The sequence below is a fragment of the Rhodopila sp. genome (assembly GCF_965276935.1).
Lineage (GTDB): Bacteria > Pseudomonadota > Alphaproteobacteria > Acetobacterales > Acetobacteraceae > Rhodopila.
On sequence record NZ_CBDIBS010000004.1, the window covers coordinates 1,261,678 to 1,277,321 of the forward strand.

General features: G+C 64.5%; 16 protein-coding genes. 8 read left to right on the forward strand and 8 right to left on the reverse strand.

The features are described from left to right. Positions 1 to 83: 83 nt before the first annotated feature. The 3 genes from ACQY4S_RS22130 to ACQY4S_RS22140 all read left to right on the forward strand — a co-directional run bounded on the left by ACQY4S_RS22130 (position 84) and on the right by ACQY4S_RS22140 (position 2,639). On the forward strand, positions 84 to 1,697 hold the full coding sequence (locus tag ACQY4S_RS22130) for a hydantoinase B/oxoprolinase family protein (RefSeq protein ID WP_428487360.1): 1,614 nt from the start codon (positions 84 to 86) through the stop codon (positions 1,695 to 1,697). A gap of 144 nt (positions 1,698 to 1,841) precedes the next feature. Next, entirely contained in the window at positions 1,842 to 2,276 is a 435-nt protein-coding gene (locus ACQY4S_RS22135; RefSeq protein WP_428487361.1) for a helix-turn-helix domain-containing protein, read from the forward strand. A 57-nt stretch (positions 2,277 to 2,333) separates the two neighbouring features. Further along, entirely contained in the window at positions 2,334 to 2,639 is a 306-nt protein-coding gene (locus ACQY4S_RS22140; protein ID WP_428487362.1) for a hypothetical protein, read from the forward strand. Positions 2,640 to 2,699: 60 nt separating this feature from the next. On the opposite strand, the gene ACQY4S_RS22145 is transcribed toward ACQY4S_RS22140, so the two are convergent. Next, positions 2,700 to 3,251, reverse strand: coding sequence for a hypothetical protein (locus ACQY4S_RS22145; protein ID WP_428487363.1), 552 nt, complete (start codon positions 3,249 to 3,251; stop codon positions 2,700 to 2,702). Positions 3,252 to 3,648: 397 nt separating this feature from the next. Continuing rightward, positions 3,649 to 4,431 carry an SDR family oxidoreductase gene (locus ACQY4S_RS22150; protein WP_428487364.1) on the reverse strand — a complete coding sequence of 261 codons (783 nt, stop codon included), beginning with the start codon at positions 4,429 to 4,431 and terminating at the stop codon, positions 3,649 to 3,651. Positions 4,432 to 4,606: 175 nt separating this feature from the next. Here ACQY4S_RS22150 and ACQY4S_RS22155 point away from each other — a divergent pair, with 175 nt between their 5' ends. From ACQY4S_RS22155 to ACQY4S_RS22165, 3 genes are all read left to right on the forward strand, one after another. Beyond that, positions 4,607 to 5,599, forward strand: coding sequence for an SDR family oxidoreductase (locus tag ACQY4S_RS22155; RefSeq protein WP_428487365.1), 993 nt, complete (start codon positions 4,607 to 4,609; stop codon positions 5,597 to 5,599). A 207-nt stretch (positions 5,600 to 5,806) separates the two neighbouring features. Then, positions 5,807 to 6,283, forward strand: a complete 477-nt coding sequence (locus ACQY4S_RS22160) for a VOC family protein (protein ID WP_428487366.1) — start codon at positions 5,807 to 5,809, stop codon at positions 6,281 to 6,283. Positions 6,284 to 6,451: 168 nt separating this feature from the next. Next, complete coding sequence (locus ACQY4S_RS22165; RefSeq protein WP_428487367.1) at positions 6,452 to 7,393, forward strand: hypothetical protein; 942 nt, start codon at positions 6,452 to 6,454, stop codon at positions 7,391 to 7,393. A gap of 405 nt (positions 7,394 to 7,798) precedes the next feature. Here the strand turns inward: ACQY4S_RS22165 and ACQY4S_RS22170 are convergent, their stop codons facing one another. From ACQY4S_RS22170 to ACQY4S_RS22185, 4 genes are all read right to left on the reverse strand, one after another. Next, a complete protein-coding gene (locus ACQY4S_RS22170) occupies positions 7,799 to 8,704 on the reverse strand; it encodes an SMP-30/gluconolactonase/LRE family protein (RefSeq protein ID WP_428487368.1) in 906 nt (301 codons plus the stop codon). Then, positions 8,705 to 9,154, reverse strand: a complete 450-nt coding sequence (locus ACQY4S_RS22175) for a cupin domain-containing protein (protein ID WP_428487369.1) — start codon at positions 9,152 to 9,154, stop codon at positions 8,705 to 8,707. A 63-nt stretch (positions 9,155 to 9,217) separates the two neighbouring features. After that, positions 9,218 to 10,150 carry a VOC family protein gene (locus ACQY4S_RS22180; protein WP_428487370.1) on the reverse strand — a complete coding sequence of 311 codons (933 nt, stop codon included), beginning with the start codon at positions 10,148 to 10,150 and terminating at the stop codon, positions 9,218 to 9,220. Then, positions 10,147 to 11,724 carry a GMC oxidoreductase gene (locus ACQY4S_RS22185; RefSeq protein WP_428487371.1) on the reverse strand — a complete coding sequence of 526 codons (1,578 nt, stop codon included), beginning with the start codon at positions 11,722 to 11,724 and terminating at the stop codon, positions 10,147 to 10,149. The genes ACQY4S_RS22180 and ACQY4S_RS22185 overlap by 4 nt, the downstream gene beginning before the upstream one ends. Between ACQY4S_RS22185 and ACQY4S_RS22190 the strand changes: the two genes are divergently transcribed. Next, entirely contained in the window at positions 11,723 to 11,929 is a 207-nt protein-coding gene (locus tag ACQY4S_RS22190; protein ID WP_428487372.1) for a hypothetical protein, read from the forward strand. The genes ACQY4S_RS22185 and ACQY4S_RS22190 overlap by 2 nt on opposite strands. Before the next feature lie 91 nt (positions 11,930 to 12,020). Here ACQY4S_RS22190 and ACQY4S_RS22195 read toward each other — a convergent pair whose 3' ends face one another. Both ACQY4S_RS22195 and cysS read right to left on the reverse strand, forming a co-directional pair. Continuing rightward, positions 12,021 to 12,818, reverse strand: a complete 798-nt coding sequence (locus tag ACQY4S_RS22195; protein ID WP_428487373.1) for an RNA methyltransferase — start codon at positions 12,816 to 12,818, stop codon at positions 12,021 to 12,023. Continuing rightward, positions 12,815 to 14,224 carry a cysteine--tRNA ligase gene (gene cysS, locus ACQY4S_RS22200; protein ID WP_428487374.1) on the reverse strand — a complete coding sequence of 470 codons (1,410 nt, stop codon included), beginning with the start codon at positions 14,222 to 14,224 and terminating at the stop codon, positions 12,815 to 12,817. The genes ACQY4S_RS22195 and cysS overlap by 4 nt, the downstream gene beginning before the upstream one ends. Positions 14,225 to 14,344: 120 nt before the next feature. Here cysS and ACQY4S_RS22205 point away from each other — a divergent pair, with 120 nt between their 5' ends. Next, complete coding sequence (locus ACQY4S_RS22205) at positions 14,345 to 15,607, forward strand: NRAMP family divalent metal transporter (protein WP_428487375.1); 1,263 nt, start codon at positions 14,345 to 14,347, stop codon at positions 15,605 to 15,607. Positions 15,608 to 15,644 lie beyond the last annotated feature (37 nt).

Here is a 15,644-nt window from a genome sequence, read left to right on the forward strand (position 1 = left end):
TTGCTTCTGCCATAACACGTCCTCGGAGGGTGTGCGCGCATGGCATGGCGTATCAGCGTTGATCAGGCATTGTCGAAGGCGGCATGATCGATCCCATCACGGTCGAGGTGATCGGCAGCGCGCTGTCCTCCATCGCCGAGGAGATGGGCGAGGCGCTGGTCCGCGCGTCCTACTCGACGAACATCAAGGAGCGGCGGGACTGTTCCACCGCGCTGTTCGACCTGGAGGGACGCACCCTGTGCCAGGCTGAACATATCCCGATGCACCTGGGCAGTTTCCTCGACCTGATCCCGCACATCATGCGGCGCCACCCGATCGAGCAGATGCGGCCGGGCGACGTGTTCTGCGGCAATGACGCCTATCAGGGCGGCGGCACGCACCTGCCCGACATCGTGCTGGCGGAGCCGGTGTTCGTCGATGGCGCGATGCTCGCCTGGGCGGTGAACCTGGCGCACCACGCGGATTTCGCCGACCGCGGTCACGCGCATATCTATCAGGAGGGGCTGCGCATTCCGCCGATCCGGCTGTATAGCGCCGGTGTGCTGCAACAGGATGTGCAGGCGCTGATCCTGCTGAACTGCCAGGTCCCCCGAGAACGACTGTCCGACTTCCGCGCCCAGATGGCAGCCAACCGGCTCGGCGTGCAGCGGCTGCAAGGCCTGTGCGCCAAGTACGGCCGCGAGACGGTCATGCAAGCCGGCGCGGCGCTGCAGGATTACGCCGAACGCAAGATGCGCGCGGGGATCGCGCTGATCCCCGATGGCGTTTACCGCTTCGCCGATCGCTACGACTGTCCGGAGATCGATGGCGAACTCGATTTGTCCTGCGCGATCACCGTAACCGGCGGGCAGATGCATTTGGCGTTCGAGGCGCCGCCGCAGGTCCGCGCGGGGCTGAACATGACGATGACGGCGCTGCTCTCGACGGTCTATTACGCGGTCAAGGCGATCGTTGATCCGACGATCCTGCCGAATGCCGGTCTGGCGCGACCGCTAAGCGTCACCGCCCCCGCCGGCAGCATCGTCAACTGCGTGCATCCCGCCGCGGTGAACGGGCGGCTGTCGCTGTGCCAGCGGGTGGTGGACCTGATCTTCGGCGCGCTGGCGCAAGCGGTGCCGGAGCAGGTCACGGCCGCCTCCAACGGCGCCTGCTTTTCCATTACGTTCGCCGGTCACCAGCCGGCGGACGGCGCGCTGTGGGTGTATCTGGAAACCATCGGTGGCGGCTCCGGCGCGCGGTTCAACAAGGACGGCCTGGATGGGGTGCATGTGCACATGACTAACACCTCCAACCTGCCGGTGGAGGCGCTGGAGCTGGAATACCCGCTGATCTTGCTGCGTTACGAACTGGTGGACGGGTCCGGTGGGGCCGGACAATACCGCGGCGGGATGGCGATACGGCGGGTGTACCGGGCGGATCATGATTGCCATGTGCGGGTGGATGGGGCGCGGTTGCTGTTGACGCCCTGGGGGCTGGACGGTGGGCTGGACGGAGGCAAGGCGACGATCCAGGCGTCCGCGCTGTTGGATCATGGATCAGGGATGTTACGCCAGGGCGACTGGATCGAGGTTGTCACTGGTGGCTCGGGCGGCTATGGGCCGCCGGCGGCTCGCCCGCGGGATGCCGTGGCGCGGGACCTGGCGGAGCGGCGGATCGATGCGGAAACGGCGGTTCAGGCTTACGGGTTGTCGCTCTAAGCCGAGGGCATATGGCGGGATTAACCTTGCAGGGGCAGCCGGTTGCTTCATACGCCTCGACCCGAGCATTGACTCCTTACGCACTTTGTGCGTATAAACTGCGCACACAGTCAATCAGAGTTGTTCCCGATGAAGTCGCAAAGCATGAGCGCCAGCGAGTTTCGAGCAGAAGTCAAGGGCCTGAGCCTGAACCAGTCCTCGTTCGCAGCATTGGCTCAGGTCCCGCTTCGAACTGTGCAATCCTGGGCTCTTGGTGAACGCAGAATACCTGGCACGGCATGGGCGCTCATCGAGAAGGTTGCGCGAATGTCGACGAAAGCCCGGATTACTGGAATTACACAGACGCTGCCTGAGGAGAAGCTGAAGGCTTTTGCCGCCATCGTCGAAGTCGTAAGTCGCGGAAACAAGGAGGTGAAAGCGCTCAGGGATGAAGTCCAAGAGCTAAAAGGCTCGGTCTCGAAGCTGCAAGGTGACCTAAGCAGGCTGCAGGAAACTTGCGTTTTCCAAGCCAACAAACTTTCGGCTTACGCGCACGATCTCCAGAAACGCGCCGAAAAGGTCGTGCCGTTCAACACATAGGATCGACCAGCGCCGGCTAGGCGACGCCTATGGCCGCGCTAATGGAGGTTGAGAACCGTGGTGGATAAATTTCACTGGGAAAAAGCCAATCGAGGGAAGAAAGTAGAGCAAATAGAACGCACGGAATTTCGGCGCGCTAAAGATGCAGCGGCAGCGCAGCAGAAATTTGCCCACCATTGGTTTCATCCATTTTCCGACTATCCAGGATGTGAAATGATCGAAGCTTGCGCCAGATGCGGATTCGGCAAAAGTCCGGATAACATCAATTCGCGCTGCCGTGGGCTGATCCTGACCCCCGAACAGTTGTTAGACTATGAAGATGCTCCTCGCCCTCGCGGAACGATAACGCGCATCAGGGGTTAATAACGCATCGGATACTTCGGAAAATGGTGCAAGTCTCCATATGTGATATGATACCACCAGTCACAGCGAAAATTCGGATGGGTGGTGGACGATTTGGCGTCCACCGAACCAAACCGAGCGCGCCCGGAAGTCGCGTCCCGCGAAATCGATCAGATCGGGCCAAGTTGGATGGGGGCGTTGGTATCGAGGCGTCTCGTAATCTGTTCTCCACCATCGATTCAAGAGTGTCGCCGGTTTGGGCGGAGGTCTGTTTAATTTAGTATTCATCGGTAGCCCCATAAAATACACATGAAGCCACTCGGCATATCGAAGTGTATTAGGCGTAGCGGTTAATCTTCTTCCTGACGGTTCCGCTGTGGAGACTTCTCCCAACCATAAGCCTTGAGCGTAATTTAGATTGTTCATTACATGATGTTGTAGGTTTGTGCTGCGGCGAGCAACATTATAGTTGCTAATGCCGATATATTGCGGTCGCCGCTTGTGGTTGCCCTTTCCTTTAGGGGAGCCGATAGCGAAATATAATCCCGCACCGAAATCCGGGATCTTTTCTATCGCTTCACTGCGGCCATACGGGCCATACCAATCAATACCGATGATGAATTGCTTTGCCACACGCGTCTCCGTCTGTCGGCTCTTGCATTTTGCTAAGGAGCTGGAAAAGGATGCTGGCGAGAGCCTTTCCCCGTATGTCAAAGCCGCATAACGAGGATATGGTAAGTCGACGTTTCCCGATATCGGCTATTTTCGGGAGCTCCAATCAGTGCATTACCCTGATACCTGAATGTTCGGTTTCCACCACATGCAGACTATCAAGGCAGGCAGATCATCGCCGCAACAAGACGGTGGAGTGTCGGAAAGCCGGGAATAACCTCCAGGTAACTCGTAAAAAACCCTGTGCAGCGTGACGAGCCTGTTTCCACGAAGCGCGGAAACAGGCGCCATCTATACATCAGCAAGCCGTTTCATCACCCTGGCATCGCCTCACCGTTCCAGCGACACTGTCACCACCCTACCCAATCGAAGCATTAAACGCCCCACCATCCAGCAGCAGGTTCTGCCCGACGATGTAGCTGATCTTCGCTGAACACAGGAACGCGCAGGCGTCGCCGAACTCGGCAGGGTCGCCGGGCCTCCCGGATGGATTGGTCGACAGCCGCTCCTTCACCAGCTCATCCACCGGCCGGTTGCTGGACCGCGCGGCCTCCTGGAACCCGCCACGCAACCGGTCGGTCAGGAACGGCCCAGGCAGAATATTGTTGATGACCACGTCGTGCTTCGCCACCTGCCTCGCCAGGCCGGCGACAAAACCAGTCAGGCCGGCGCGGGCGCCGTTGCTCATGCCCAGCTCCGGGATCGGCGACTTCACCGAGCCCGAGGTGATGTTGACGATGCGGCCAAACCGACGCTCGATCATGCCGTCCACCACCGCCTTGATCAGGAAGATCGGCGCCAGCATGTTGGCGTCCACCGCCTTGATCCACGCCTCACGGTCCCAGTCGCGGAAATCGCCGCGCGGCGGCCCGCCATTGTTGTTCACCAGGATATCCGGCGCCGGACACGCCGCCAGCGCCGCCGCTCGGCCGGCTTCGCTGGTGATGTCACCAGGCACCGCGGTGACCGTCACCCCCGTCATCCGCCGGATCTCCGCCGCCGTCGCCTCAAGCTCGGACGCCGTGCGGGCGGTGATCACGACCTCGACCCCCTCTCTCGCCAGGGAGATCGCGCAGGCGCGCCCCAACCCCTTGCTGGCGGCGCAGACGATGGCTTTCTTGCCTTGCAGTCCCAGATCCATGGTCGGTTCCCTCCGTTCCGCCACCGCACCGGCGGCGGTATCAGCCGCACGTTATCAGCGTGTTTCCCCGCCGCCTACCGCACCGGTCCGCAGGTTCATCCCCAAGACCTGATCGGACGCTCGATCAACGATCAGCCCGTTGCCGCGTTGACGCGCCGCACAAGGGGGATTGGACATGCATAAGATCGTAGTGATTACCGGCGCCGGCGCGGGCGTCGGCCGAGCAACGGCGACCGAGTTCGCGCGCAACGGCTGCGATTTGGCGCTGCTGTCGCGCGATCCCGACCGGCTGGAGCACGCGGCCGCCGAGTTGCGGCGGTTCGGCGTCCGCGTCCTGCCGATCCCCACCGACGTCGCCGACGCCAAGGCCGTGGAAGCCGCCGCCGACCGGGTGGAGCAGGAACTCGGCCCCATTGATGTCTGGGTGAACGTGGCGATGGCGACGGTGTTCGCGCCGGTCCACAAACTGACCGCCGAGGAATTCCAACGCGGCACAGCGGTCACGTACCTGGGTCAGGTGCACGGCACGATGGCGGCGTTGAAGCACATGCGGCCGCGCAACCGCGGCTCCATCGTCAGCGTCGGCTCCGCGCTGGCCTACCGCTCCGTGCCGCTGCAGTCGATCTACTGCGGCGCCAAGTTCGCCATCCGTGGCTTCCTGGACGCGCTGCGATCCGAGCTGCTGCACGACAAGATCAACATCACCCTGACCGCGGTGGACCTGCCCGCGGTCAACACGCCGCAATTCGACTGGGCGCGCAACAAGATGGGATACAAGGCGCAGCCCGTGCCGCCGATCTATCAGCCGGAGGTGCCCGCGCGCGCCATCTACTTTGGCGCCTTCAACCCGCGGCGGCAGATCTGGGTCGGCTTTCCCACGGTGCAGGCGATCCTGGCCAACCGGATCGCGCCGGGGCTGATCGACCGCTACCTCGCCAAGTCTGGCTATACCGGCCAGATCACCGACCAGCGGTCGGACCCGGATGCGCCGGGCAACCTGTTCGATCCGGTGCCGGGCGCCTATGGCGCGCATGGTCGCTTCGACGGCCAGGCCCGCAGCGGAAGCTGGGAGATGTTTACCAGCCGTCACCGCAACGCGATGTGGGGCGCGATCCTTATCAGCGCGGTGACCGGCGCGCACCTGCTGGCGAAGCGCCTGAAGATCTGAAGGATCGCCTGACAGGCTCGCCCGTAAGCTCGGTGACCCGGAGCATGATCGCGCTGAGCGGAACGTTCAGCGCGCGTCTATCATGTGAGCAAACACGGAGCCAGACCACTTTCAGGCTGTACAGTCAGCCTGAAAGTGGTCTAGTGGTTGAAATTTGACAGTTGGTACCCGATGCGAAGATGTACCTCGGAGAGGAAACAGTCGCCAATGCCGAAAGTCAGCACCTGCCTCTGGTTTGGGAAAGATGCGGAGATGGCCGTCCGCTTCTATGTCTCTGTCGTGCCCGGCTCCAGCATCGAGAACATCCAGCGCTCCCCAGGAATGTGGCCCGGCGGGGAAGCGGGCGACGTGATCCTGGTGACCTTCACCCTCGGCGGTCAGAGCTTCCAAGCGTTGAACGGCGGCGCGCCGGCCAGCTACGGAACCGCCGCTTCGATCTCAGTGACGTGCGCCGACCAGGCGGAGGTAGATCGGCTGTGGGCCGCGCTCACCGCCGATGGCGGATCGGAAATCCAGTGCGGCTGGCTACGCGATAGATGGGGCGTGCCTTGGCAAATCGTACCCGAGATACTGCCGCGTCTCCTCGCCGACCCAGACCCGACCGTCTCGGCCCGTGTCTTCGCCGCTATGACGGAGATGGTAAAGCTGGACATTGCCGCGCTGGACCGTGCGGCCGCCGGATGAAGCAGGTGCACCTGCGCTGCTACCCACATGGCGGACCGTACGACGTGTCAGGTTTTGGCCACTAGACACGCCACTGATGTTCGCTTCGTCAAAGTTCATATAGGAAACAATGCTTGATTCTTGTTACAACTTAGGGTAGAAGTCCGCCAGCATTTTTCGGGACGAACCATGAGCGAAACCACCACCCGCGGCGAGCCAGCAACGCACGACGCCCTGCCGATCCGGCCGAGTGACGTGCTGATAAGCCTGCTGATCAACCTGCTGGCACCGATGTTTCTGTGCGGCAGCGGCGGCAATGTCGAGTTTGCCCGCCTCGCGGCGCGTGAGACGGTGGAGGCTTACCGGGTCAGCAGCCGGATGGACCTGCTGGCGGTCGCGCAGATCGTCGCCTTCGGTCTCGCCGCGCTGGGCTCGCTCAGCCTGTCGATGGCGGATGGGATCGGGCTGCCGATGATGCTGCGGCTGCGCGGCAACGCGGCCTCGTTGAACCGTGCGGCGGAGCAGAACCGTCGCGCGCTGGAGCGCAGCCAGGCGGCCCCCCCGGCGACAGAAGCGCCGGCGACAGAGCCATATGACGAAGCCTATGAGAACGAGGTGCTCGAGTCGCTGCGGCAGACCGAGATCATGGTCGCACAGGCGCGGGCTGAGTTGGCGGCCCAGGCGGCCGCGGTAGCGGTTGCTGATGCACCGGTTGCCGGATCGGTTGCCACAGCCGCCAAACCGGTCCTGCCGGCGAATCCCGCCGCATCGGCCAACCCGGCTCAGGTGGCCGGTTTCGCCCCGGCGTCCCCGCTTGCTTCACCGCGCATGCCTGTTCCAGCGGCAGCCGACGCACGCGGCAAGACTGGCACGGCGGCCATCGCGGGTTCGGCTGATCCGATCCTGACCGCAAGCGAACGGACGTATCGGACAATGTTTGCCGCCGCGATGACCGAGGTTGCCGGCGAGTACGTCACGGATCTGAGCAACCAGCCGCCGGCGCAGCGCCGGGAGGCCTCGATCCGCGCCGAGGCGTTGAGAAGCAGCGCCAGCGCGCTGCTGGCCGGCAGTGAACCGCCACCGTTCACCTTCAGCCTGCGCGATATGGTCAGGCCGCCGAACGCGGAGTGACATCGATCCGCACATGTGTTGATCGGTTGGCGCGGCTGCGGCAACCGTCATGGGGCGAAGGCACCATAGGCGTAAGAGCGTGATCGCCTGCGGCTGACCCAGTCAGAAGGCGTGAATCACGCGATCAAACAATGCCTTAAAGCGCGATTCGTGGGTCAACCTAAACCAATCGCGCTTTAGAGCGGTTGCCGATCACGTTGCACCACTTCGTCATGGCCGGGCTCGTCCCGGCCATCCGCCCCCAGCCGTTGGTGCAAAGATGGCCGGGACAAGCCCGGCCATGACGGGTTCAAAACGGAGCGACTTGATTGGAACGGGCGCGACCCCAGGATCAGCATGACCAATGCGTATCGCCCAACGGGTCAAGGTCTCGCCCGCCGGTACCATGGTCGGCCCGACGATAACCTATGGCTGCTGCGCGCCGCGCTGGTTGGTGTAGATCGCGAACAGCGTGTGCGACGCGCAGATGAACAGGCGTGAGCGGTTGCGGCCGCCGAACGTCAGGTTCGACACGGTGAACGGCACCTTGATCCGGCCCAGCTTCGTGCCGTCCGCCGCGATGCAATGCACGCCGTCGCCCGCGCTGCTCCAGACATTGCCGTCCTGATCCACCCGAAACCCGTCGGCGAAGCCCGGCGTGACGGTATGGAACACCCGTCCCCCGGCCAGCCGCTCGCCATCATCCAGCACGTCGAACACCCTGATATGACGCTCCGGATCGGCGGCGAACTGCGGTCCGCTCTCGGCCACGTACAGCAGCCGCTCGTTGGGCGAGAACGCCAGGCCGTTCGGCCCGACGAAGTCATCCGCCATCACCCGCAACCCGCCATCGCTAGGATCGAGGCGATACAGCGCCGATGGCAGTTCCGCCGTCTGCTTGCCGCCCTCATAATCCGTGTTGATGCCGTAATGCGGATCGCTGAACCAGATGGTCCCGTCCGACCGGCACACGATATCGTTCGGCGAATTCAATCGCTTGCCGTCGTAATGGTCCGCCAGCACGGTGATGCTGCCGTCCAGCTCCGTCCGAGTAATGCAGCGATGCCGATGCGAGCAGCCGATCAACCGGCCCTGCCGGTCACGGGTGTGGCCATTGGCGAAGCCGGAGGGTTTTCGAAATATCGACAGGCCACCGTCCTCGGTCCAGCGCATGATCCGGTCGTTGGGAAGATCGCTGACCAGCAGGCAGTTCAGGTCGGCGAACCACACCGGGCCTTCCAGCCAGGCGAACCCCTCGCCGAGTTTCACCAGCGGCGCATTCGGCAAGACATAGGCCCGGAAGCGCGGGTCCAGGATTTCCAGTTCGTTCATCTAGCTGAGATGGCACGGCTTGGGGACGGGCGGCACGTGCAACTGCACGGTCATCAGCACCGCCGGCACATCGCCGATGGTGCCCGACCGGTGGCCTTTGCGCCCGTCAGTCAGGCTGCAGCCCTGATCCTCACCGAGCGAGAATTCGCCGGCCCCTTGCTCGATGCGCGTACCGTCCATCGACTCGATCCACCAACGTCCGGACAGCACGACGATCCATTGCGGCGCCGGGTTTTCGTGCCACTCGCCAACCCAGCCAACCGGCTGCACCGTGTAGACGACCGTCGCCTCGGAGCGGTCCTGCTTGTTGTTCCACTGCGGCGCGGCGCCGCCGACGCCCTTCAGTTCAAACCCCGTCAGGGTGCAGCGGGTCTGGTGGCTGATCCCCTGTTCGTCGCGCCACAGATGCCAGTACGGCACGTCCGGCCGGGGTCCGCTGGTCTCGCTCATTGGCTGCTTCCTTTGATACCGGTCGTCAGTCAGCCTGAACTTCCCAACGCACGCGGCGTTCCGTCACAAGGCCGTCCCCGGCAGTCCGGTGGCGCCAGCGCCCTCACCGACCAGGATCAGCCGATGTCCGTCGGGATCACGCCTGCCGCAAGGCTGGTCGCTCGGCGAAGGGCTGACCTCGATCGTGACCCAGTCGGCAGCCACATCGTTCGACTGAATGGCCGTCGCGGTGCGCCCTGGTGGCATGTAGCCGAGCAATTCCAGGCCGGGGCTGGTGTCCGACGCGGGACGCAGTGCGGTGATCCGCGCCTGCGCGTCCGGCAAGCCGTCCAGCCGATCCTGCGCGGGACCTTGGTTCAGCGACCGGTCGCTCACGTGAAACCCGAGTGCCTGATAGAAGCCCAGGCTTTCCGTGGTCGAGGCGACGGACAGCGCGCTGTGGTCGATACCCTGGAACAGCCCGCCAGCCACGTTCTCGTGCCAGATTGCCCGTCCTTGACCGGGTGGAAACCAGATCAGCTCCAGCGGGTGACCATCCGGGTCGCGGAACTTGAAAGCCCGCACGCCGCCGTTCGCCGGCGGCAGGTGTTGCGGGCCGCCCTGGCTGATTGGCTGCCACCCCGATTGCCGGCCCAGGTGATCATAGGCCGCCGCCATGTCGGTCACCACGATCGCGAGATGCTGAAACCAAAGATCGTTGCTTTGACTATCGGCCGGGTATGGGCTGCCCGGCGGCATCATTCGCACCAGGGCGACGACCTGCGTGCCCAGCCGCAGCACGACCTCCTCGGCTTTAGCGTTGGCAAGGCCGAGCGCTGCCAGGATCAGGGGGTCGACGGGTCCGTGAGAGACTGTCTGGAACCCCAGTGCGTCGCGGTAGAATGCTTCCGCCCGCGGCAGGTCCGACACCACCCGGCAAATCTGCCGAATCCGCCGCACCTGGAAATGCTCGGCGTTTGCATCGCCAGCAGTTGCAACCGCTGGACGCATCATCATGCACCCAGCCGCTGCTTGATGTGGTCGGCCACCCGAAGCGCGTTGGCGATGATCGTCAATGTCGGGTTCACCGCGCCGATCGACGGAAAGAAGCTCGCGTCCGTAACATAGAGGTTGTCTAGCTCATGCGCCTTGCAATCAAGGTCCAGCACCGAGGTTGCCGGATCGGTGCCGAAACGGCAGGTGCCAGCCTGATGCGCGGTTCCGCCGATCGGGATGTTTTGGCCCAGATACAGGCGGCGGTCGATCAGATGCGGCCAGCCGCCCAGCGGCCCCAGCAACGACTGCAACTTGGCCCGCAGCCGCTTGGCAGCTTCCTCGTTGCCTTCGTGGATATCCAGCATGACACGGTCGCCATCGTAACGGATGCGGTTCTCCGGCCGTGGCAGGTCCTCGCTTTGCATCCAGAAGTCGATGGAATGCTCCGCCATCTTCTCGAACGGCATTTCCGGCAGCCAGGACAGCATGGCGGGCAGCGCCTCGCCGCGGATCTGCTCGCCATGCGTGGTCGCGCACATCTGGATCAGGCCCATCGGGTAAGGCCACTCGTCGCTGCCGAAGTAGAAGTCGCTCAACGCCAGCGTCTTCTGGAACACCGTGTGGTTCGGCTCCTTCAGCAACGCCATCACGATGGACATGTTGTGACGCATGTAGTTGCGTCCGACCTGATCGGACCCGTTGGCCAGCCCGTTCGGGTGCGCGTCGCTCAAGGATCGCAGCAGCAGCAGGGCGGAGCTCAGCGCGCCGCACGCGGCCACCACGATGTCGGCCGAATATTGCTCGAAATTGTTGTCGCGGATCACGTGCACGCGGCTGACGCTGCGGCCGGCGGCATCGGTCTCCAGCCGGGTGACATAGGCGTTGGTCAGCAGCGTGAAATTGGGGTGGGCGGCGCGGGTGGGATCGACGCAGATCACCTGGGCGTCGGCCTTGGCGTTGATGGCGCAGGGGAAACCATCGAACGCGTCGCAGCGGATGCAGGGGCTGTAGGTGGTCGCGCTGCCGTCGGGGTTCTGCTCCAGCTTGATGCCCAGCGGCAGGTGGAAGGGATGCAGTCCCTCTTGCTTCAGGATGTCACTAAGGCCCTCGATGCGCGGTTCGTGCTGCACCGGCGGATAGGCATAGGGCGCGCTGGACCACGGTTCGTTGGGGTCCTCGCCGCGCTGTCCGTGCACGTGATACAGCGCCTCGGCCTGGGTGTAGTACGGCTCGAACACGTCGTAGCCGAGCGGCCAGGCCGGCGAGATGCCGTCCGTGTGCTGCAATTCCTGGAAGTCACGTTCGCGCAATCGGAACAGGGCGGCGCCATAGACCTTGGAATTGCCGCCGACGAAGTAGTGCAATCCCGGATGGAACGTGCTGCCATCGCCGCCAAACCAGGTCTCCTTCGTCTGATAGATGGCGTCGACGAAGACCGCCTTGGAATCCCAGTTGGTGCGGGAGCGTGGCAGGTAATCGCCCCGCTCCAGCATCAGGATGCGTTTGCCGGTGGCGGCCAGGCTTTGCGCCAATGTGGCACCCCCTGGCCCGCTGCCGATCACGATCACATCGTAATGGTCACCCGTCGCCGCCATGCTGGCTCCTGTCGCTGGCGCGTGCGGCCGGCGGCGTGATGCCTCCGCCGAACACATCGCGATGCTGGTCATCGCCTGGCACGGGGTCAAGCCACCACTGGTCGCAATGGCGCGAGGCCGATATGGCGCGATTGTCGGCGGACCGGGTCAGGCTGATCGGCACGTCGCGGGTCTTGCCGATCGAAATGGCGTCGGATCACGCTGACGCGCGTGGTCGGGCGGGTCTTCCGGACGATCTCGGTCATCGGCGCGACAGCCAGCCGGTCCGGCGGCGTGATCGTGGCGCGACATGCAAATCATGCCTCGAATTCGCCCTCCATCCGGCCGCGCCGCCGGCGGCCGATCGCCAGTTCCGTCACCATGCCGTGCAAGGTGCGAAGCTCCTGCTCGGTGATCTCGCCGCGCTGGAACAGGTGCCGGATGTTGCGCACCATGCCTGGCCGCTTCGGCAGGTTGCGCAGGAAGCCGCAGGCGTCGAGCTGATCGACAAGGTGCGTCAGGAAGTTCTCCAGCGACCGCTTTGTCGCGACCGCTGTCTCGTTGGTCATCAGCGTGCGCGGCGGCGTGCCGTCATCCGCCGTCCACCATTCGTAGGCCATTACCAGCACGGCCTGCGCCAGGTTCAGCGACATGAAGTCCGGATTGAGCGGGAAGCGCACCAGGGCGTCGGCCTGCGCCATGTCGTCGTTGTCCAGCCCGGCCCGCTCCGGCCCGAACAGCAGCCCGGCGCGCAGGCCGCGGGTGCTAACCGCCCGCAACTCGACCGCGGCGCCGCGGGCGGTCAGCACCGGCTTGACGATGTGACGTGGCCGCGGACAGGTGGCGAAAACATGATGCAGGTCGGCCACCGCGTCGGCCACCGTGGGATGCACGGTCGCCACATCCAGCAGCCGATCGGCGCCTGATGCGGTGCGCCAGGCCTTCTCCTGCGGCCAGCCATCCCGTGGTGCCACCAGCCGCAGGTGGAACAGGCCGCCATTCGCCATTGCCCGGGCGCAGGCGCCGATATTGTCGGCCAACTGCGGCCGCACCAGAATCACGACGGGTGCATTGCCGATCGGGTGCAGGTCAGCGCCGCCGTCCCGTCCGGTCACGTGCCGGGCTTTGTTTCGGCATCAACCGTGATCTTGCCGGCGCCCTTGAGGTCCACGCTCGCGGAATGTCGCCAAGTGGTGCCTTTCGGCCCATCCTCCAGCAGGATACCTTTCGCAGCCAGTTCCGAGCGAATTGCATCCGCCCGCGCGAAGTTCCGCGCCTGACGCGCCGCAAGGCGTTCGGCAATGGCTGCCTCGATTTCCGGCGCGTCATCCGCCGCGCCCCGAAACCAGACGTCCGGCGCCTGTTGCAGCACACCCAGCATGTCCCCGGCGGCGCGCAGGCCGGCGGCGGCGGCGCGGTCGCCGGCCAGTGCCGCATCCGCCAAGCCGTGCATGGCGGAGATCGCCAAAGGCGAGTTCAGGTCGTCGCACAGCGCCGCCAGCACGGCTGCCGGCATCTCGCCGGCCGCCATCTGCGGGAACCGTTCCAATGCGCGGTAAAAGCGGTCCAGTTCCCGCCGCGCGTCAGCCAGGCCTTGATCGGAGAAATCCAGTTCAGACCGGTAATGGGTGCGCAGCAGCAGCAGCCGGATCACCTCCCCGGGGACTTTCGCCAGCACGTCGCGCACCGTGAAGAAGTTGCCCAGGCTCTTGGACATCTTCTCGCCGTTCACCTGCAACATGCCGTTGTGCATCCACATGCGGGCGAAGCGGCTACCCGGAAAGGCGCACAGGCTCTGCGCCATCTCGTTTTCATGATGCGGGAAGATCAGGTCGCTGCCGCCACCGTGGATGTCGAAGGTCTCGCCCAGGTAGCGCCAGGACATCGCGGAGCACTCGATATGCCAGCCGGGCCGGCCGCGGCCCCAGGGGCTGTCCCAGCCCGGCAGCTCGTCCGAGGATGGCTTCCAGAGTACAAAGTCGCCAGCATCCCGCTTGTATGGCGCGACATCGATCCGTGCCCCGGCCAGCAGTTCGTCCTGGCTGCGCCCGGACAGCGTGCCGTAGCTGGGATCGGAGGCAACCGCGAACAGCACGTGCCCCTCGACTTCATAAGCATGGCCGGACCCGATCAACCGCTCAATGATCATGATCATCTCGGCGATGTGCGCCGTTGCGCGCGGCTCCTGATCCGGCGGCAATCCACCCAGTGCGGCCATGTCGGCGTGGAAGTCGGCGGTGGTGCGGGCGGTTATCACGCCGATCGCTTCGCCGGTTTCACCGGCGCGGGCGTTGATCTTGTCGTCCACGTCGGTGATGTTGCGGACATAGGTCACCGATGCATACAGCCGGCGCAGCAGCCGGGCGAGCACATCGTAGACGACCACCGGCCGGGCGTTGCCGACATGGGCGAGGTCATAGACCGTCGGGCCGCAGACATACATCCGGACATGGCTCGGATCGACTGGTTCGAACCGCTCCTTGCGGCGGGTCAGGCTGTTGTGCAGGTAAAGTTCGGGCATCGCGCGCGGTCCATTCCTCGGCCCTGCGTTGTCCGCGAAAGCCGCTGGCAAAGCAATGCGATTTGACAAAGCGGCGGCGGCGGCGGTAGGCACGGCTTTCCTGATTGAGAACCATTCGCAATGCTGGATGAAGTGGCGACTTCGCACACGAGCTCGCGGGCCGGCCGCCGGCTGCCGCGACTACTGGCCGTGTTCGGTCCCGGACTGGTGGTCATGCTGGCCGACACGGATGTCGGCAGCGTCATCACCGCCGGGCAGAGCGGGGTACAGTGGGGCTACAAGCTTCTGGCGCTGCAGTTCGTTCTGGTGCCGATCCTCTATATGGTGCAGGAGCTGACGGTTCGTCTGGCGATCTTCACCGGCCGGGGCCATGGCGAGCTGATCAGGGACACCTTTGGCAAAGGCTGGGCCTGGATCTCGGCGGTTGGCCTGGGCGTCGCCACCCTCGGCGCGCTGCTGACCGAGTTTTCCGGCGTCGCCGGGGTGGGGGAGCTATACGGCCTGCCCCGCTATATCTCCCTGCCGATCGCGGCGATCACGTTGCTTGTCGTGGTAATCACCGGTTCGTATCGCCGTGTCGAACGTGTCGCCATCGCGGTTGGTCTGTTCGAACTGGCGTTCTTCTTCGTCGCCTGGGCCGCCCACCCGAACCTATCGGAAATGCTCGTCGGCAGCATCAGCATTCCTTATCGCAATCCAGATTATCTGTATCTCGCGGCGGCCAACATCGGCGCGGTGGTGATGCCCTGGATGGTGTTTTACCAGCAGTCCGCCGTTGCCGATAAGCGGCTGCGGCCCGACCATCTGACCGTGGCCCGCTGGGACACCGCCATCGGCGCGCTGCTCACACAGCTCATCATGGCCGCGGTGCTAATCGCCTGCGCCGCCACGATCGGCCGAACCAATCCGGGGGCGAGCCTTTCCTCGGTTGGTCAGATGAGCCAGGCGCTGACGCCGTTCCTGGGCAACACCGTCGGCAACATGGTCTTCGGCCTGGGCGTGCTGGGCGCCGGCATGGTCGCGGCCATCGTCGCGTCGCTCGCCTTCGCCTGGGGCCTGGGGGAGGTGACCGGCTATCGCCGCTCCCTGGAGCTGCACCCGCTGGAGGCACATTGGTTCTATGGGGTTTACGCGCTGTGCGTGGTCGTGGGGGCCGCGGTGGTGGGCGTATGGCCGGATCTAGTGTCCCTGAACGTGGGCGTTCAGGTGATGAACGCGCTGATGCTGCCGATCGTGCTCGGCTTCCTGATTGCCCTGGCGGTGCAGGCGCTGCCGCAGGCGCACCGGTTGCGCGGATGGTATCTGTGGACGGTGGTCATCGTGGCGGCGGTCACCTGCGCGCTGGGTGTGTTCGGCGGACTTTCGGGGGCTGGGCTAGTCTGATCGCGGGCGGCGCCCTGCCCGCCGCGGCGCCTTCCTG